General features: G+C 40.0%; 13 protein-coding genes and 1 riboswitch. Of the genes, 4 read left to right on the top strand and 9 right to left on the bottom strand.

Features of this window, described 5'->3' with window-relative positions:
- Positions 1-33: 33 nt before the first annotated feature.
- The 3 genes from ND2E_RS10005 to ND2E_RS09995 form a co-directional block, all read right to left on the bottom strand.
- Positions 34-1,566 (bottom strand): aldehyde dehydrogenase (NADP(+)), encoded by a 1,533-nt coding sequence (locus tag ND2E_RS10005; RefSeq protein ID WP_033094046.1) that lies wholly within the window; start codon positions 1,564-1,566, stop codon positions 34-36.
- A gap of 86 nt (positions 1,567-1,652) precedes the next feature.
- Positions 1,653-2,666, bottom strand: coding sequence for a 4-hydroxyproline epimerase (locus ND2E_RS10000; protein ID WP_033094173.1), 1,014 nt, complete (start codon positions 2,664-2,666; stop codon positions 1,653-1,655).
- 359 nt (positions 2,667-3,025) lie between these two features.
- Entirely contained in the window at positions 3,026-3,940 is a 915-nt protein-coding gene (locus ND2E_RS09995) for a dihydrodipicolinate synthase family protein (protein ID WP_033094047.1), read from the bottom strand.
- Positions 3,941-4,132: 192 nt separating this feature from the next.
- Between ND2E_RS09995 and ND2E_RS09990 the strand changes: the two genes are divergently transcribed.
- Entirely contained in the window at positions 4,133-5,416 is a 1,284-nt protein-coding gene (locus tag ND2E_RS09990; protein WP_033094048.1) for an NAD(P)/FAD-dependent oxidoreductase, read from the top strand.
- Between the two features lie 137 nt (positions 5,417-5,553).
- Here the strand turns inward: ND2E_RS09990 and ND2E_RS09985 are convergent, their stop codons facing one another.
- From ND2E_RS09985 to ND2E_RS09975, 3 genes are all read right to left on the bottom strand, one after another.
- Positions 5,554-6,522 carry a DUF438 domain-containing protein gene (locus ND2E_RS09985; protein ID WP_033094049.1) on the bottom strand — a complete coding sequence of 323 codons (969 nt, stop codon included), beginning with the start codon at positions 6,520-6,522 and terminating at the stop codon, positions 5,554-5,556.
- A gap of 134 nt (positions 6,523-6,656) precedes the next feature.
- Positions 6,657-6,971 carry a DUF2956 domain-containing protein gene (locus ND2E_RS09980; protein WP_033094050.1) on the bottom strand — a complete coding sequence of 105 codons (315 nt, stop codon included), beginning with the start codon at positions 6,969-6,971 and terminating at the stop codon, positions 6,657-6,659.
- A gap of 32 nt (positions 6,972-7,003) precedes the next feature.
- Positions 7,004-7,528, bottom strand: a complete 525-nt coding sequence (locus ND2E_RS09975; protein ID WP_033094051.1) for a phosphatase PAP2 family protein — start codon at positions 7,526-7,528, stop codon at positions 7,004-7,006.
- 397 nt (positions 7,529-7,925) lie between these two features.
- Between ND2E_RS09975 and ND2E_RS09970 the strand changes: the two genes are divergently transcribed.
- Positions 7,926-9,989 carry a M13 family metallopeptidase gene (locus ND2E_RS09970; RefSeq protein ID WP_033094052.1) on the top strand — a complete coding sequence of 688 codons (2,064 nt, stop codon included), beginning with the start codon at positions 7,926-7,928 and terminating at the stop codon, positions 9,987-9,989.
- A gap of 141 nt (positions 9,990-10,130) precedes the next feature.
- Here ND2E_RS09970 and ND2E_RS09965 read toward each other — a convergent pair whose 3' ends face one another.
- Entirely contained in the window at positions 10,131-12,056 is a 1,926-nt protein-coding gene (locus ND2E_RS09965; protein ID WP_033094053.1) for a methyl-accepting chemotaxis protein, read from the bottom strand.
- A 352-nt stretch (positions 12,057-12,408) separates the two neighbouring features.
- Positions 12,409-14,487 (bottom strand): S9 family peptidase, encoded by a 2,079-nt coding sequence (locus ND2E_RS09960; RefSeq protein WP_033094054.1) that lies wholly within the window; start codon positions 14,485-14,487, stop codon positions 12,409-12,411.
- Positions 14,488-14,729: 242 nt separating this feature from the next.
- On the opposite strand from ND2E_RS09960, the gene ND2E_RS09955 reads away from it, so the two are divergent.
- Together ND2E_RS09955 and ND2E_RS09950 are read left to right on the top strand one after the other, a co-directional pair.
- Complete coding sequence (locus ND2E_RS09955; protein ID WP_033094055.1) at positions 14,730-15,209, top strand: CreA family protein; 480 nt, start codon at positions 14,730-14,732, stop codon at positions 15,207-15,209.
- Positions 15,210-15,753: 544 nt separating this feature from the next.
- Positions 15,754-16,482 carry a PEP-CTERM sorting domain-containing protein gene (locus ND2E_RS09950; RefSeq protein WP_033094056.1) on the top strand — a complete coding sequence of 243 codons (729 nt, stop codon included), beginning with the start codon at positions 15,754-15,756 and terminating at the stop codon, positions 16,480-16,482.
- A gap of 78 nt (positions 16,483-16,560) precedes the next feature.
- Here the strand turns inward: ND2E_RS09950 and ND2E_RS09945 are convergent, their stop codons facing one another.
- Positions 16,561-18,375, bottom strand: a complete 1,815-nt coding sequence (locus tag ND2E_RS09945) for a S8 family serine peptidase (RefSeq protein ID WP_033094057.1) — start codon at positions 18,373-18,375, stop codon at positions 16,561-16,563.
- Positions 18,376-18,467: 92 nt separating this feature from the next.
- Positions 18,468-18,552, bottom strand: a riboswitch (cyclic di-GMP riboswitch).
- Between the last annotated feature and the right edge of the window lie 578 nt (positions 18,553-19,130).

Below are 19,130 nucleotides of genomic sequence, written 5' to 3' on the forward strand. Positions count from 1 at the left end.
ATTGTCTGCACTTGGCTTTAAACTTAACTTTTATTAGTCTTGTAACAAGCTCGGTAATAACTCTGCTGGCATATTTTGATAACAGATGGGACGTCTAAAACGCGTAATGGCCTCACTACCGACTGACGTTGTTCTTATATTAGTTGATGCTGGGAACGGACCACCATGGTTCATTGAAGCACACACTTCAACACCAGTGGGCATTTGATTATAAATCAAGCGACCAACTTTATGGGCTAGGCTCAAGCTTAGCTCTTTTGATAAAGCTAAGTCACTGTCTACGCCATGAATACTGGCGGTTAAATTGCCTTTAATTAAAGAAACAAACTGCATCATTTCTGCTTCGTCAGCACAGCGAACAACTAAAGCGCTAAAACCAAACACTTCTTCTTGCAATAAAGGTGTTTTAGCAAAGGTCGCGAAATCAGTAGCAAATAAAGACGCTGAACATTCTTGTTCATTACCCGATTGACCAGTTGCAAGCAAAGTAACACCTGCAACTTCTTTACGCTCTGCAACAGCAGCTTTATAACTCGCACACATGGCGGGCGTTAGCATAACACCTGCAGGTTGCTGCGCTAATGCTTCGCTTGCAGACTTAATAAAGGTTTGGTAATTTTTACTTTTTTCACCACCAGCAACAAGCCAAACACCTGGGCTGGTACAAAATTGTCCTTGCCCCATCATTAATGAAGCAACTAAAGCTTGCGCTATTTCAGCGCCATCTTGTGCCACTTTATTCGGCATTATAAATTGCGGGTTGATGCTACCCAGTTCACCATAAAAAGGAATGGGCTCAGGCCGTTGATGAATTTGCGCTTGTAAAATCATGCCAACACGTTCAGAACCGGTAAATCCGACTGCTTTGATCAATGGATGAGTCACCATTTGCGTAGCAATAGCATAGTTTTTACCTTGAATAAGGGAGAACACTCCACGGTCTACTTCGCAAAGTTCAATCGCTTTTAAAATTGCTCTTGCGACTAATTCAGCGGTAGCTGGATGTGCGGCGTGCGCTTTCATCACCACTGGACAGCCAGCAGCTAATGCTGAAGCCGTGTCGCCACCGGCAGTAGAGAAAGCCAGAGGAAAGTTACTCGCTGCAAAAACACCAACCACACCTAAAGGTAAATAACCTAAACGCGTATCAGGTTTCGGTAACGGTTGCCTGTCATTATCAGCGTGTTCAACGATCCCTTGATATTCCCCTGCTTCGAGTAAATCGGCAAACAAACCAAGTTGAGCAATAGTTCTACCGCGCTCGCCTTGAATACGCATTGCAGGTAAACCAGTTTCACCACAAGCCGTTTCGACAAGTTCATCACCTAAGGCAAGTATTTCAGCACCAATAGTACGTAAAAACGTCGCCCGTTGTTTAGCGCTTAACTGACTATAAGAGGTGAATGCTTCATTGGCGCGCGTTATCGCCGTGTTTACTTCTAGCGCTGTTGCATCGGCAAACTCAATATCAATAGCGCTATGTGTTTGGGCATTAAAGGCTTTAAATCCATCTTGAGTATCACCAGACCATTCGCCGGCAATTAAATTTTGTCCTGTTATTGTCATCTTATTACTCACTTATGTTGCTTATCTTACTTATGCTTCTTTACGTATTTATCGCTCATTTTCACTGACTTCGATTTATATTTAAGTTAGTTAACACTAAAACCGAAGGCATAGGGATCATCGTCATCAATAGTGATACAGTTTTTTGCAAACACCTTTGCCCAACCTTGTATGCTTGGCATTATTGCGGTGGTAGGATTATCTTGACTACCTAACTCCACAACCCCTTCAACCTTGCCAGTAAACTGACTACCGATATAACTCTCATGAACAAAACTATCCCCCAAAGCTAACTCACCTTTGGCAAATAATTGCGCCATTCTCGCGCTCGTGCCAGTACCACAAGGAGAACGGTCAATGGCTTTATCGCCATAAAAGACCGCATTGGCTGCGTCTGAGCCTTTGGTTTGCGGTTTTCCAGTCCACAAAACGTGACTAATACCATTAACACTGGCATCTTCGGGATGAACACAATCAAGTGTTTTGCTCGCCACATCACGAATAATAGGACTCCACCGTAATATTTCTGCTGCACTCCATTGGTCGATACCGGGGAAGTTTTCTTGTGGTTCAACAATCACATAAAAATTACCACCGTAAGAAACATCGACAGTTAACTGACCTAGCTCAGGAATAATTAGCCTAATATCTCTGTGTGCTAAATAAGAGGCGACATTGAAGATTTTAACGTTAGACACATTGCCATCACTTTCTTGATACTCAATAGTGACTTGTCCTGCAGGTACATCAAGAATGAGCTGACCTGGTATTTTAGGCGTAATAATACCGCTCTCTAATCCGGCGGTAACTGTGCCGATAGTGCCATGACCACACATTGGCAAACAGCCAGAAGTTTCAATAAATAAAATTGATGCGTCAGCATTTTCACTACAAGGTGGATACAAGAACGCACCTGACATCATATCGTGACCACGCGGTTCAAACATTAACCCTCTACGGATCCAGTCATAACGCGCCATGAAATCGAGTCGCTTTTCACTCATAGTTTCACCCACTAAAAGAGGGTGTCCACTGGTGACTAACCTAACCGGGTTGCCGCAAGTATGTGCATCAATACAAAAAAATGTACCCTTAACCATATTGTCCCCAAGCGCTGTTTTACTGTGCTTAAATAGTAATACCAATTCCAATAAGTTTCTTCCCACTCAGCGAGAGTTAAAAGCCTTAGAGGCAAGGCATTGATTGAAGAGAATGGTAATTCCCTTGTCAAAATCAATAACGCCGCATATCAGCCTTTTAAACTCGCCCTTTGGGAGCTTTCCAGCGATTCGATAACCGCACAGAATTCCTTTCATATAGAGTAACTATATACAAAAAAATTCTATTTGTTCTCAAACCGCTGGCAAGCTCTGAGTGGGAACTAACTTAATGGATTTGGTATAATACGCGAGCACTAAAATAAGGCTTCAATACTCGCGAATTAACCTGAAATCGAAAATTAATCTAAGTTGAATTTACTTAAATCGATACGATTAGCGACCGCCTCATTATAGATACGTTCAACATTTGCACGCTCATCACCAACGAGAGGCATGCGTGGAGCACGTGTTAACTCGCTACCACGTCCGGCAAGTTGTTCACATAACTTAATGCACTGCACGAGTTTAGGTACGGTATCTAAACGTAATAAAGGTAAGAACCAACGCCAAATTTCTAGCGCTTCAGCATAACGTCCTTGCTCTGCTAACTTGTAGATAGCAACTGACTCTTTAGGGAATACGTTAGTTAACCCCGAAATCCAACCAGTACAGCCCAACATTAATGATTCGAGGGCAATATCATCTACGCCGCCAAAAACAACAAAACGGTCATCAAAGGCAGAGAACAGCTCAGAAATACGACGCGTATCTTCAGTTGCTTCTTTAACTGACACAATATTGTCTTCCTGCGCTAAAATTTTCATGCCTTCAATGCCAACATCAACCCCGTAAGTAACCGGGTTGTTGTAAATCATAATAGGTAAACCGCAATTGCGGGCAATTTGCTGATAATGATTGACCGCTTCGCTTTCATCAGACTTATAAATCATGCCAGGTAAAACCATTAAGCCATCAATACCGATTTCTTCACAGGCCTGTGAAAATTCAATGGCAAACTGAGTAGAGGTTTCAGCAACCCCAGAAAGTACCGGTACGCGCCCGGCAACAACTTCTTTTACCGCTTTTAAAATAGCGATTTTTTCTTCACGGCTATGTGAAGCATTTTCACCCACAGTACCTAAAGCAATAATGCCGTTAACACCTTCTTTGATAATGGTATCAACCATATTCGTCGTGGCTTCAAAGTTAATTGATAAATCGTCGTTGTATTGCGTTGTTACCGCTGGATAAACACCTTGCCAGTTTACATTCATAATATTCTCTTTCATTTTTCGTGATTAAAATTCAATCATGCGGGTTCACAATTGGATTTGATAAACTATTGCTAGTCAGATTTAAATATATTGTATACAATATTTTCTTAGTGGCAAGTATAATTTCAAATTTACAATCACGCTAGCAAAACTATTGAATTGAATTCCCAGTTATCACAAGGTATTACTTAAATGAACACAGCAATTGAGCAAGAATCAAAAAAAACAAAACAAACTGTTGCCGTTGTCGGTGCTGGAATTATCGGTATAAACTGTGCCTTAGAATTACAAAGCTTAGGCTATCAAGTAACCTTACTTGATCAGGAAGGTATTGGGATGGGGTGTTCTAAAGGAAATGCTGGACATTTTGCCACTGAGCAAGTCTTTCCACTTGCTGAAGCATCGCTATTATGTCAGATGCCAAAACTATTACTCGATCCACTTGGCCCCATTGCTTTGTCTGCCTCTCATTTCATTAAAGCTATTCCATGGTTTATGCAGTTTTTTAATAATATGCGGCCAGCACTGCGTGACAAAAACAAAAAAGCGCTGCAAGCACTCAATCAAAATGCCATTCACTATTATACAGTATTACTGAAGGCTGCTAAGGCCGAACACTTGATCAGCTTGGATGGCTCGTTATTAGTATTTGAAAGCAATGATCGAAGTAAAGTTGAGCTGATATACCAGCAATATTTAGCTGCGGGTATTGCGGTAAAGCTTTTAGATAGACCACAAACTCTTGAGTTAGAGCCAAACTTAAGTGGCAATATCAACTATTCGCTTTATTTCACCGATGTTGCCCATACCATTGATCCCCTAGCACTGAGTAAAACATTGGCCGAGTTTGCTATGGGTAAAGGCATGACCTTTCAACAAACAGCCGTAACTGCGGTTACACAGTCTACGTCAGGCATCACCTTAGTGACAGATGAGCAACCTTTACAAGTTGATCATTGTATTATCGCCTGTGGCGCTTGGTCTAAAAAACTACTCAACGGCTTAAATTATCAATTACCTATTGAAGCTGAGCGTGGTTATAGTTTGAGTTTGCCCACTTCAACAATAGACAGTGGCTTCTTGTCTCGCCCTGTCGCTTCTGCTGAGCGTCGCTTTATTATTACGCCAATGGATAAGACATTAAGGTTAGCGGGCACTGTGGAATATGCCGGACTTCACGCTCCAGCAAATTATAAACGCGCTGAAATGTTAAAAGATAATGCCGCTTTTATTTTAAAGACTGTACCTAATAACGATAAAAAGCAGCACGCTTGGATGGGTTGTCGTCCATCACTGCCAGACTCCTTACCAGTGATTTGCCAAGCGCCAAATCATGATAAAATTTTCTTCGCTCTTGGGCATCAACACTTAGGATTAACACAAGGGGCGATCACAGGAAAACTTATTGGTCAGTTAGTGACAGGGCAAACACCAGACATTAACTTGGAGCCCTTTTGTATCAGCCGCTTTAATTAGGTCGAGTTAATGAGGTCGAGTGAATTGAGTTATCTTAAGCGTCTGTACTGAATGTAAAAGGGCAAAAGGCAAAGTGAAGGTAATCCCCCCTGCCTTTTGCATGTTGATTAAGTGTTTGCTGTCATTAAAGCTAAAAACTACCCCCAATCCAGTAATCGCTGTTGGCCTTCTATTTTCATAATCTCGGTGATATCTTGCGACATTTCAATAACACCTTTATAAACACCGTCTTTATCTCTAATGGCAAAGTAACGAATATGAATTTTCTTTTCTCTAAAATTAATCCAGAATTCAGCCTTATCTTGCGTGCCTTTCTTAAACTCTTTAAGGATTTGTAAAACACTATCAACAGATTTTGGCGGATGGCAGAACTTTACCTCTCGGCCAATAATACCAGCAGAGCGTGGGAAGACACGATTATCACCTCGATTATAAAAAACCACGATGTCATTTTCATCAACATAGGTAAGGTCTATCGGCATAAACTGCAACATCAGATTTAACTGCTCGGTTGAAATATACCCTTCGTCAAGACGTATTCGGTCATCGGTCGAAAAAGGTAAGCGGCGCTTACGTCTATCTTCACCTGGATGCACGTACTCTTCTGCAGGGTAAGCTACGGGATCTTCAGCTAACATCCAACCAATCTCCATATCGCCTTCTCGCATCTCTTGCCAATCTTCTTCACTTAATAACTCAAGCGCATGTGGAAACAGTCTGTGCTCTTCAATTTCCATTAAATGAAATAATTCACCCGCAATACGTTTGACAATTCTCGTGATTTTATTCAACGACTTTGCTTCTATACAAGCTCTGACTTCACGGAGTAAATCGCGTATTTCATCGTGAAAAGCCCACATTCCTTGGCTAGGTCCTGTCCAACCATGTTTTTCTAGATAAGGAAAAAGCTGGTTTTCTTTGCGGGTAAAGCGCTTATCAATTCCAGATAGTTGATTAAATATATTAAAAAACAATTCAAAATCATCTTGCACATCAATTGCACATATCTGGGAAAGTAAAGATTGAATTAACTGATTTTCTTCAAAGTAAACTTTTACAGGATGCCCATCAGGTAAAACGGTTACGTATTCTGGCCAAGAACTCATCACTAGACTCTATTAGAATTAAAAAGGCATTCTTACAAATTCACAGTGTTCATGCTTAGGCTTAGATCATAAGTTTTCTATTTACTTGTACTAAAGTAAACCAGTAACAGATCAATAGAATTAACGTAACCCCATTAGTTCAAGAATATATAGCCAATAAAACCAAGCCAACTGACAGCTAATAAAATCCAAGGTAAATAATTAGAACTTGGAACTTCAGTGGGTTCAGTTGTCTCTTCAACAAGACGCTGTTTTTGCTTTATTTGTTGTTTACGCTCTTTATCTCGCTCGCGTGACTTTTTACTTTGTTGTTTTTTATACTCAGCAATACCTTTTTCTATGCCCTGGGCAATGAGTTTGGTTTGCTCTTTCGTTTGCCCTTTTTTTTGTGTACCTTTAGCCACTTTAAGCGCTTGCTCTTGCGTTTCTTGCGATACTTTATTATTCATAGATAAAACCTCTTTTTCTAATACCGAACGGGTTAAAAGGTGCCGCTAAAATTAATACCGTAATGGCCACTTTTAGCAGTAGGAGAAATGGTTATGCCGGAGTAAGGTTCGGTGAAATAGAGCCCTGAAATAATACCTATGGCAGCGCCAGCGAGAACATCTTCTACATAGTGTTTATCACTGTCAACTCGAGTATAACCAACAAAAGTCGCGCCAATATATGCAGGAATCCCCCACTTCCAGCCATACCGTTGCTGAATAAAAGTTGCCGCTGCAAAACTATCAGCCGTATGTCCTGACGGAAAAGAGTCATCACCTGAATCGTCTGGACGGTCTTTATCAACGGCATATTTTAATCCTTCCACCGCTACACGAGAAACAACACCTGTTTTTATAAGCTGCCAACTGCCTTCATAATCATCCTCTACTAGTAGTGTTGCGCCAAGGGCCGTTGCAGGTAGAAGTAAGTGCATGATATCACCTGACTTTTCTAAAGAAGATTTTGCAAACACAGGGCCAGCTGCCAGTAACAAAAGTATAAAAGAAAATGTTTTCACCAAGTTAACTCTTAAAATAATAAATCATGGCCGTCTTTATACCTAGCCAAGTCATCAATTGCAAAGGTGATATGGCGAGATTGAAGGATAATTCACAAAAGACACTGTGTAACGATTTTTGCTTCGGCCATCAACAAATATCGATGGGTAACGATAGATTGACACTAACCTCGTCGAGTAAACCCTACCGTTAAACGTATCTAGGTTGACATTTTATTAACATACGCGAAAATGTCAGCGTTCAAGTGGTACCGGTAACTGTTAATTATATTAGAAAAATAAATAGTTAAACAACGTAATAAAAAAGCCACAACAGCCCAGTGAATAGTTAAATTCAGGTTGTTTTTAATGTCGCTATAAACCGTATTACTAATTAATTTAAAAAGAGAGTTATTCTATGAAAAAAACTTTGATAGCCATTGCTTTAGCAACTACCGTTCTTGGCGGTTGTGGTGTATTTGACACAAGTAATGACAGTGACAATAAAAGTGCCAAGGTAAGTACTGCCGAACTAGGAAGCTTTGGTGTAGATTTAAGCGCTCGTAATAAAGATGTCAAACCTGGTGATGATTTCTTTATGTATGCGAGTGGCACTTGGTATGACCACTATATAATGCCTGCCGATAAAACACGCTTTGGTGCATTTACTGGTTTAGCTGAGCGCAGTGAAACACAAGTAAAAGAAATAATTGACGATATTACTAGCCGCAGTGATTTAAACGCTGACGAACAATTAGTGGCAGATTTTTATCAAGCCTATATGGACACTGAAACCATTAATAAATTAGGTATCAGCCCTATTCAGTCAACCTTAGATCAAATTAGTGCCGTAAAAAATACTGAAGATCTAACCAAAGTATTTGGTGAAGCATGGTTAACCGGTGCTAAATCTCCTATTGGCGGTTATATGTGGTTTAACCGTTTAAACCCAAATCAATATGAGATGTCAATTGGCGCTGGAGGTTTGGGTCTTCCTGATCGCTCTTACTATTTAGAAGAAAGTGAACGATTTGAAAAAACACGTAATGCCTATGTAAAACACATAGTTACTATGTTGAGCTTTGCTGGCATTGACAATGGTCAAGCACGTGCTGAACAAATTTTAGCGCTAGAAACCAAAATAGCGCAAGGCCATTGGCCACGTGAGAAAAGACGTAATCGTGACTTAACTTTAAATCAGATACAACGTAGCGATTTAGCTAAACAATACCCAGGCTTTGACTGGGATACTTACTTCGCTCAATCTGGCTACAAAGTACCGCAACTTAATATTTCGCAACCTGAGCCAATTAAAGCAATGATCGCTTTGGTAAATTCAGAGCCATTATCCGTTTGGCAAGACTACTTAACCTTCCATACTATTAGCGGTAATGCCGACTTATTATCTGAGGACATTTATGCAGCTAACTTTGCTTTTTATGGCAAAGAGTTAAGCGGTCAGCAAGAGCCTCGTCCACGTTGGAAGCGCGCTATTGGTGAAATGTCTGATACTGAATCACTTGGTTTTGCTATCGGTAAAGTCTATGTCGCACGTTATTTCCCTGAAAGCTCAAAACGTCAAATGGCGCAACTCGTGGAAAATTTGCGTACCGCACTAGGCCAACGTATCGACGGGCTTGACTGGATGGGTGAAGAGACTAAAGTTAATGCTCACGCTAAACTTGCGGCATTTAATCCTAAGATTGGCTACCCTGATGTATGGCAGGAATTTGATGGCGTAACCATTGCAAAGAATGACTTGATGGGTAACATCAAACACCTTCGTCAATTTTTTAACGCGCAGAGTGTTGCCAAAGAATTAGAGAAAACCGATCGTAATCGCTGGGGTATGACACCTCAACGTGTGAATGCCTACTACAACAGTTCATTTAATGAAATTGTTTTCCCAGCAGCAATTTTACAACCGCCATTTTTTGATCCAAATGCCGACGCCGCCGTTAACTACGGGGCTATTGGTGCAGTAATCGGTCATGAAATGGGCCACGGTTTTGATGATCAAGGTTCAAAGTCTGATGCTAACGGTATTCAGCGTAACTGGTGGACTGATGAAGATCGTGACGCCTTTGATGCGAAAGCAGACCAACTCGTTGCACAATACAATAAGTATGAGCCTATCCCTGATAACTTTGTAAACGGTCGTAATAGCTTAGGCGAAAATATTGGGGATGTTGGTGGTTTATCTATGGCCTACCACGCTTATAGATTAAGTTTGAAAGGCAAAGAAGCTCCTGTTATTAACGGTGTTACCGGCGATCAACGTTTCTTCTTAGCTTGGGCTCAAGTATGGAAAGAGAAACGCACTGAAAAAAGTATGCTAAACCAGCTTCGTGGTGGTACACATGCGCCGGGTCGTTTTCGTGCTCAAGCACCACGTAACCATGATGCATGGTACAAGGCGTTTGACGTAAAACCTGGTGATGCTTTGTATTTACCAGAAGATGAACGGGTTCGTATTTGGTAATAATACCAATCGTATTAATTTATTGTTTATTAAGCGATAATTAAGACTATAAACAAAAATGCCAGTCAGCTATCTGATTGGCATTTTTTATTGCTCAAAATGATCTATGAAGCAGTTTTATTTAAAGTAACTTATCTTCTATTAGTTGAACTTAAATCGTGAGACTAACTCATTTAAATGAATGGCTTTATTTCTAAGCTCACTGCAAGCAAAAGAGGTTTGCTGAACAATATCGCTATTAGCTCGTGAAATATCGGCAACCGCGGTAACATGCGGATTAATTTCACCCACAACATTAGACTGCTCCCCGGTAGCAGTAGCGATTTGCAGATTCATATCATTCATTATACTTATACTCTCAGAAATACTTTCTAAGTGCTCACCTGAGTGACCAGCCTCAGTTTGACTGCGAGTGCTAAGCTCTGTGCTTTGAGAAATAGCCGTAACCACTTCCTCCGTTTTGGCTTGCAGTTTCTCAATAATCGTTCTAATTTCTTTAGTGGAATCATGACTGCGTGAGGCAAGTGTTCTCACTTCATCAGCAACAACGGCAAATCCTCGACCTTGCTCTCCAGCACGTGCTGCTTCAATAGCGGCATTTAACGCCAATAAATTGGTTTGCTCTGACACACTGCGTATCACTTCAACCACAGTATCAATAGAGCGCGCATCCTCAGCGAGTTGAGCGATCATCGTACTGGTAGAGACTAACTGCTCGCTCATATCAGAAACGCTGGCGATAGTTTGCACCACAGAGTTATTACCTTGCTGCACAGTTTCATCGGCAGATTGTGCACTTTGCGCGGCGTTATTAGCACTGCCGGCAATTTCTTCTGCCGTCATGCCCATTTCATGCATCGCGGTGGCAATTTGCTCAACTCTACTCACCTGCTCATTTATCTCAGCTTCCATCGATTTCGCTTGAGAATCTATTTGTTCAATGGCAACGGCAAGTTCACTTCCTGTGTTAGACACTTGTTGCAGTAATTCACTTAAATAACTGACAAATTGATTATAACCTCTCGCCATAATGCCCGCTTCATCTTGACGAGAATCATCTAAACGATGGGTTAAATCACCACCACCTTTACCTATTTCAGCCAACATATCAGCAAGCTGGCCAAAAGGTGCAATTAATCGAGATATAAGCCAAGTACTAACAAATGCAAAAACACTCGCAATAATAACGCCCATCATTACTAAGGCCCATGTCGCTTGTGTTAAGCCACCCAGAACTTCTTCTTTAGGTACTTCAGCAACGACATACCAACCAATACTTTTTAAATATCGGCTGGCAATAAGAGTTTTAGTACCCTTTAGAGTAAATTCAGCTGAACTAAATTGCGCTTTTGCCAAGAGCTTTTGACTGTTATTAACACCAATATCAGCCAAACTTTTACCAATTTTTTGCGTATCAGGATGAAGTTTTATCTTGCCTTGTTGATCAACTAAAAACACCTTACCGGTTTGTGCAATACCATACTGGCTGATACTGTTTGCCATATTCTCAAGTGATAACCCCACGCCAACAACAGCGCTAGGTTTACCCGAAACCATCATTAAATAATTAATAAATAAGGTCGGTATATTGGTTTCTTCATCAATATCTAAACTCAGCTCATATTCTTTGCCACTATTAATAAAACCATAGAACCATTGATCTTTACTTTCCTCTGGCGACAAGGTTTTGAAAAGGCCACTTGGTGTAAAGTATTTTCCGGAATTAGCAGAAACTAAAAAGGCACTTATGGTATCAAACTCACTCTGAATATTTTTCAAATACAGCAGCACTTGTTGGTGAATAGTCTCTGGTTCGCCACTAGCGATAAACTGCTGTGTGTAATGATTGCTCGACATCGTTTGCGCCACGGTGATCGGTAACAATAATTGTGCATCAAGATTATTAGCAACTTCACCAAGCGTTGCGGGCAATTCTCGTTCAATTGCAGCCTCCATTATAATGGCGCGGCTTGAATTAAGCGCAAAAGCACTAACAATCAATATTGATAGCACCACAGCAGCCAAGGTTGTTAGTACAACTTTACGACGAATAGTTAAATGCAGCATAGATAAAGAGCTTCCTTTGGAGTAAAAGTAGAATAAAAATTGAGGCTATTTCCGCACTGAGAAATCTGACTACCCGTATTCTTCATGTATTTAGTTAAAGGACTTAGCCAATTTAGCTAAAGAGCACATCACATCATAGTTTTTAAAATATTCTTAAGCACTAACTGCTGATTTCATATGATGAAATGCAATGCCACTAACAGGATTTTGAATTAGTCTCCTTAGTTCAAAAAAAACACAAAAAAAGACCAAGCTAAATGAATACCAAAAGGTATCGCTTGGTCTTTTCTGTAATGCGCTCTAGTTATATGAGAACATTCAGGTCCGATTTTTTTGAATAATTTTTGTTATTCTACTCGGCTGACTTGCTCTTATATTTTTCGAACCAAGCAAGAGTATGTTCAATTTTAGTGATCATTCTTGACGGTTTTCCCGCAATACCATGAGGTGAGCCAGGCACTTTGACTAACACAGTATCAACTTTTTTTAATTTAAGCGCTTGATAGAACTGCTCCGTTTGCGCCATAGGTGTACGTAAATCTTCTTCACCCGTCATCAACATAGTCGGCGTCGTAACATTACCGACTAATGACATTGGAGAACGTTTCCAATAGTGTTCAACGTGCTCCCAAGGCATTCCAGGAAATTGTGTCGGTATTTGCCCTAAACCACTGTCTGCCGTTAGCACTTTACTTAACCAGTTAATAACTGGCTTAACGACTACTGCAGCAGAAAAACGATCGGTTAAGCCAATCGCATAAGCCGTTGCAATACCACCAGCAGAGCCGCCGGCAATAAACAAATTCTCTTCATCAATAAAGCCCAAAGCCAACATAGCATCGACACCAGAGTTATGATCAGCAAAGTCTTCTTTCGAGCTATATTTATACTTTAATAACATGGCAAAACGCTCACCGTAAGAACTACTACCGCGATGGTTATCATAAAAAACCACATAACCTTGGGCTGCAAAACGCTGAAGTTCAGCAGAAAAATGTGGGCCGTAAGCTAAATGTGGACCACCGTGGATCTCTAAAATAAGGGGATACTTTTTCTTAGGATCAAAGTTTGGTGGGGTAACATACCAACCTTGAATAGGCTCACCATCAAATGATGATTTATAATTAATTTCAGTAACTTTACCTAGGCTTTTATGCGCCAATAGGTCTTCATTTAATTGTGTGAGTTTAACAAGCTTTTTACGCGTATTAATAACGGAAACATCTGCTGGGCGTGAACTACTGCCTTGGGTAAAGGCCATATAACCTTCACTTGAGGCAGTAAAACTACCACTGATATAAGGACGACCAATGCTACTTCCCACTAAGGTGTCCGTTAGGTCTTTTACTTTGCCTTTAGTGGAAATAGTTGCCAATTTACGCTTACCAAAATCGTCATAACTTATGGCTAATAACGAGCTTGATAACCATTGTGGGTCTTGGATAGAGCGGTCAAAATCACTTGCAACCTCTGTCGATTTGTTAGTCTTCCAATCCATAATATTTAACTTGGCATTACGGTAAGGATTCAAAGCATTAGAAGTCGTCAAAAAAGCAAGTTTTTTACCATTTTCAGAAAATACAGGATTAAACTCTTTACCCGGTGTCGAGGTTAACTGCGTTAGTTCACCATCATTAACCATCACTTTAAATAAATCACCTTCCAATGATTTATATTCCCAATCTGAAATACGATTTGCTGAAAAAACTATCGCATCACTTGCCTTATTCCAAGCAAGTTTTCCTTTATGATGAAAGTCCCCATGGGTGACCTGACGTGGAGTGCCTCCTTCACTTGGTAAAACAAAGATATGCTTGTAGCCAGGCTTGAGTAAGCCGCGACCATCTGCTTGATAATAGGCTTGGTCAATAACAACGACAGGTTTTGACCATTTAGCGCCTTTAGGCTTTTTCGGCATCTTGGCAATAACCGTTCTTTTATCGGCAACAAGTTGTGTAAACGCCAGCCATTTTCCATCTGGTGACCAGGTTAAACTGCTCACACCACCTTGCACTTGACTGACAAGAGCTGTGCGATTCTGTTTAAGATAATGCACGTGTATTTGATAACTTCCCGTTAAATTACTGACAAAAGCAATTTTTTCACCATCAGCTGACCAACGCGGTTGTGAATACTGTTTGTCATCAGAAAAAAGTGGCATCTGCTTTTTACTGTCAACATCAATCAACCATAGATTTTTGTTTTTTCCATCGGTCATAATATCGTTAGAGTTTCTGATATAAACAATTTTTTCGCCATCAGGAGATATTTGCGGATCACTGGCATATTCCAATGAAAAAATATCTTTAGCTTCAAAGAGGTTGTTCGCCGTAGTACTAGCAGAGCTAGTATTTGCCGCTGTTATGAAGGGTGTCGCTAACACACTAACAGCCAAAGCTAATCGACAAGAAAAGCGAGAAAAAGAACGCATTGGTTTACTCCAATATAAAAGTGAGCGTTGAAGTTGGCTCACCTAATGAAAATTAACAAGTTATTATTGTATACAAAATATTTTAAATTCACAGATCATTTACTGGCTTTTATCTTATATCTTGGTGAGTTAGTCGCAACTACTATGTTAAATTTCTTAGTAGACAATTTTAATAGTTAACTTTTCACTGTGATACACTTCCTATATTTGCTTATCCAATATTTATTCCTCAAGGAAAATCTATGAAAAAATTTATGCTGGCCGTTGGTTTTTCAACACTGCTTATGGGCTGCTCAGATAATGAAGTTGGTGATGTGTCATTAGGCATGTTTACGCTCAAAGATATTAAACTCAATACCTTAGTTGACCCGATAGTACCCGGTGTTACTTGTCATATAGCAAGTGTTGAAGCAAATTTGAGTTTATCTGATCCTAGTGACAGCTCAATTTCTTGTCGTCAAACAGGAGAAATAACCGCAGCGATGGTAGCCCAAATAGATAAAAGTAAATCTGGCGAGGTCGTCTTTAAAAAGTCAAAAAGCATCTTTTTTAAAACCATGAAAGTAAGACGTATTTATGACGCGCAAAATCAAACGTTAATGTATTTATCTTACGCAACGAAAGAGACCTCAGGCAGTTTTAAGCATAGTCTTTCTACCGTTCCTTTATGGGGAACTAAAGCCTATCCCCCTCCACAAATCACATTAAAAAATAACGGATAAATCCTCAATAACTAATGAGAAAATTCAATCGTTCGGTGACTAGTTACTCCACATAATCATAGAGTATCTAGTCACCGAACCAATCAATCGCTTCTTCGATGGGACTAAAGCGCTTTATGTAGCGTTATTCATTTGAACAATGGCTCAACCATTGCCGACTAAAATGTCTCACCTAAAGCGTTTTGCTTTTGATGGGTAAAATTCTTTATTGGAGCCAACTTACCCGTTTTAATGTGCTTTTCACACGCTGACGTAGACGTGTTGAGTCACACACAGACAAGTTCACACTATTTGCACGACAGCTATTTATCACTTTCAAGTGATAAAGTGTCAGCTTTTTTTACACAGTGTTCCCACACTTTTGTTGTTTGTTATTTAACCACCTAATAAATGAAGTAAAAATATAGTAGGTATGTAATTTGCTTCTTTAAAGCTTATGCCATAGGGACTAAAAGGAGTTTATGGCTAAGTATACTTTTTAACAATAACGTGTGAATAATCTCTTTTGAATTTGTATATTGGGATTGTTAATAAGGAATCAAATATGCGAACACTTACAAAGTTTACTAGCGCAGTGTTTATTGCACTTGCTAGCTTTTCCTATACAGCCAACGCCACTCTTATTTTAGAGTGGAATAGCAACAGTTCCTCATCCAATGCCCCTGCTACTGGCGCATCAGCCAAAGCAACACTTAATTTTTTTGATGATATGGGGTTGGTTCGGATTGATATGGTGATCAGGAACACAACGGGTGAAATAGCTAGTTTTGGCGCTGGGGCAACAACGTCAAAACTGACCGGAATAGCGTTTGACTTGATCGAACCCAACAGTGGACTGAACCAAGCTAACTTCACTGGTGGTACTTTTTTAACTACTATGATAATTGCTGCTGATGCTCAGCCATTTGGTACACTAGATTTCGCAGCCGCTGATAATAGTAATTACAACGGAGGGAACGCTAATGGTGCACTGCCTGAGGCAATGGAAGATTCTGTAAGCGTAAAAGTTGGCTTCAATGGCCTTACTGCGCTTCAAGTTGAGGCTGCGTTCAAGGCCGGATTTATGGATAATTCACTTAACTATGTAGCGCGCTTTCAGCAAGTCAATGCAGGGGCAGGCAGCGACAAACTTAACGGTGGAGATTGTTGTGGAAATGGTGGGGGAAATGGTGGTGGTCCTCCGACAGAAGTTCCTGAACCCAGTATGTTGTTTCTGCTTGGTGGCGCATTACTTGCCTTAAGCCTACGGCAAAAACGTCTTAACAATAATTGAGATAATGACCAATAAAAAGACACTGCTATGGCAGTGTCTTTTTAATTTTTTATTAAGATTTAGTTCTGCTTAATTATTCTATTTACGGCCTTTTTTTCTTGCTTGCACATTGACTTGAATGCTGGTTTGTTTTTGGTTGCCAGCAGCATCAAATGCCTTTGTTAGAATAGTATGGTACCCCTTAGCCACTTTACGGGTATTCCAACTATAAGACAATGTTGATTCAGTCGTTTGCGTTTTTAACTGACCATCAATATACAATTCAATTTTAGTTACCCCAGTGTTGTCTGTTGCGCTAACTTTAATCGCTTGATTACCGGTTATGTTACTGCCATTGACGAGGTTAGTGATACTCACACTCGGCGCTATGGTGTCGGCAACATCAGCGATATTGTCTATTGTCAGCCAATACGTTGAAGAATTACCTTGATTGCCTGTTGCATCATACGCCTGTGCAGTGAAAGCGACATTGCCATCAGCAATATTAGTACTGTTAAAATTAGCGCTATAAGGCGCGACAGTATCGGTAGCAATTAATACACCATTGGCATATAGGCTAACATAGCTCACCGCCATATTATCTTGTGCATTAGCGGTGATATTAAAGGTACCTTTTTGTACGCTATTTTCTGTTGGGGAGGTTATAGCAACTGTTGGTGCTTGCTGATCGATAGTAGGCGTATTTTCTACCATGGCAACCGCAGCCGCAGCATCAACTCTGCCATGACCATAATAACGATTAAATACACCGCCATTTTTGGACTTATCTGCGCTAGCCTCTAAAATATTTTCAAGTTCATCATTACTAAGATTTAGATTAGCTGATTTTATTAGTGCTAAAGTTGCTGCCGTTGCAGGACTAGCAAAAGAAGTACCATTTACAGCACCGTATCCACCACTTTTGGTTGTGGTCCAAATCCCTGAACCCGGCGCAGAAACATCGACACAATTTCCGTAATCTGACCAGCTGGCCTTATTATCTGAACTGTCTGTGGCTGATACTGTGATAATACTTGGATTATCTGTACAGTTAAGGTCTGCGCCACTGTTGCCTGCTGAAGCGACAACTAAGCCTCCCTTATTACGCATGTATTGTGCTGCATTTGTTACTGATGAGCTTGAACTTACTTTATAACTGATATTGGCAATGTCAGCGCCATTGTCGGCTGCCCAAGTTAGTCCATTAGCCACATCGCTCCAATAGGCATAACCTGAACTATCGTTAGTGATACGTATAGGCATAATTGAAGCATGCCAGGCGATAGAGGTTACGCCGTTATTATTATCGCTTATTGCCGCTACAACACCGGCAACCTTAGTACCGTGACCATAAATGTCACTAGTGTCGTTATTGCGACTAACACTGTTCCAACCGGCAATCATATTGGCTGATAAATCAGTGTGATCACTATTAACACCTGTATCTAGAATAGCGACGACCACGCCATTACCCTTTGCTGTTTCCCAAGCAGTAGGTAATTGCATCTTACTAAGATGCCAAGCATTGTTGTAATAGGTGTCGTTAGCTATGATTTCACTTGGTTCAACGAGTAAATCTACCTCAGCAAATTCAATGTTTGGGTTATTAGATAATGCTTTGACAATTGCTTGTTCTGCATTCGCTGGTACATTGATGATATGAGTGCGTAATTGATTAAGTTTACCTTTTGAGCTTGCTTTATGCTTGCCCAAGATCTTTTTAAAGCTTTGCTCTGATAAACCCGGTTGTGGTTGTACTAAAATTTGACCTTTGGCAAAAGCTGCTGAATGTTCCGGAGGATTCGCTATAGCAAAACTGCTGAAAGTTAATGGTAATAATAACGAGCCTAGTGCAAAACTTTTGCATTTTATTAGTGAGTTTATTTCGATTTGATTGTTACTAACGTACTTCATTTTGTGACTCCACAATGTGTGAAATCTACAGAAAACCTATTACTTCTTAGTGCCTGACATTGCACATTATTATTGGCACAATAATGCTGGTAGTTGGCAGTTCCGCTGTCGTAGAATTATTCCCGTAGACCGGTGACTTTGCGCCACTTTCTTTCGAAAGTTTTGCTCTTTTCAATTACAGCAGCTTAGTAATTTATATTATAAATGGCTAAGCAAATGGTCAGATTAGACTCAAGGCTAATCTGACCTGATTGTGCTGTTCGCCGCAATTCTAGTACATTCTTAAGAAGATATCCAAACAAAATCGATCAAAAAACAAACAAAAAATAACTTGTAATCATAAGCCATTCATTAACATGAAAATAAGTTTTGAAAAAATTTTTACGTGTTCAGATGTGCTAACAAAATCTGTTTTTACTGATATCCGACTAGTTTTTGTACTTCGACATTAACCAATGATGTAATATATGTTGGTAACCTTTTGCTAAACAGAAACTTATAAATTCATAAGCACAGTATCTAAATACATTGTATCCAGATAAGACTGGTGAAACCTTTTTTGATAAAGAAAATAATAAGCAATAACAGCAATCGCACTAATTTATTAATTATTTAAACTTTTTTAGAGTTAACAGGCATAGAGGCAAAACATTAATTGAAGAGAACGGTTTTTCAGGAGAATATTCTCAGTATAATTGCTCCTGCATGATCTAATAAGCTACTTCCTGTACCGTCCGCATTTTTTAAAAATGATA

It is taken from the genome of Colwellia psychrerythraea, assembly GCF_000764225.1.
GTDB classification, from domain to species: domain Bacteria; phylum Pseudomonadota; class Gammaproteobacteria; order Enterobacterales; family Alteromonadaceae; genus Colwellia; species Colwellia psychrerythraea_D.

Excerpts from the sequence above, each read along its gene's own strand:
- ND2E_RS10005 (WP_033094046.1), bottom strand. The coding sequence starts at position 1,566 with ATGACAATAACAGGACAAAATTTAATTGCCGGCGAATGGTCTGGTGAT.
- ND2E_RS10000 (WP_033094173.1), bottom strand. The coding sequence starts at position 2,666 with ATGGTTAAGGGTACATTTTTTTGTATTGATGCACATACTTGCGGCAAC.
- ND2E_RS09995 (WP_033094047.1), bottom strand. The coding sequence starts at position 3,940 with ATGAATGTAAACTGGCAAGGTGTTTATCCAGCGGTAACAACGCAATAC.
- ND2E_RS09990 (WP_033094048.1), top strand. The coding sequence starts at position 4,133 with ATGAACACAGCAATTGAGCAAGAATCAAAAAAAACAAAACAAACTGTT.
- ND2E_RS09985 (WP_033094049.1), bottom strand. The coding sequence starts at position 6,522 with ATGAGTTCTTGGCCAGAATACGTAACCGTTTTACCTGATGGGCATCCT.
- ND2E_RS09980 (WP_033094050.1), bottom strand. The coding sequence starts at position 6,971 with ATGAATAATAAAGTATCGCAAGAAACGCAAGAGCAAGCGCTTAAAGTG.
- ND2E_RS09970 (WP_033094052.1), top strand. The coding sequence starts at position 7,926 with ATGAAAAAAACTTTGATAGCCATTGCTTTAGCAACTACCGTTCTTGGC.
- ND2E_RS09965 (WP_033094053.1), bottom strand. The coding sequence starts at position 12,056 with ATGCTGCATTTAACTATTCGTCGTAAAGTTGTACTAACAACCTTGGCT.
- ND2E_RS09960 (WP_033094054.1), bottom strand. The coding sequence starts at position 14,487 with ATGCGTTCTTTTTCTCGCTTTTCTTGTCGATTAGCTTTGGCTGTTAGT.
- ND2E_RS09955 (WP_033094055.1), top strand. The coding sequence starts at position 14,730 with ATGAAAAAATTTATGCTGGCCGTTGGTTTTTCAACACTGCTTATGGGC.
- ND2E_RS09950 (WP_033094056.1), top strand. The coding sequence starts at position 15,754 with ATGCGAACACTTACAAAGTTTACTAGCGCAGTGTTTATTGCACTTGCT.
- ND2E_RS09945 (WP_033094057.1), bottom strand. The coding sequence starts at position 18,375 with ATGAAGTACGTTAGTAACAATCAAATCGAAATAAACTCACTAATAAAA.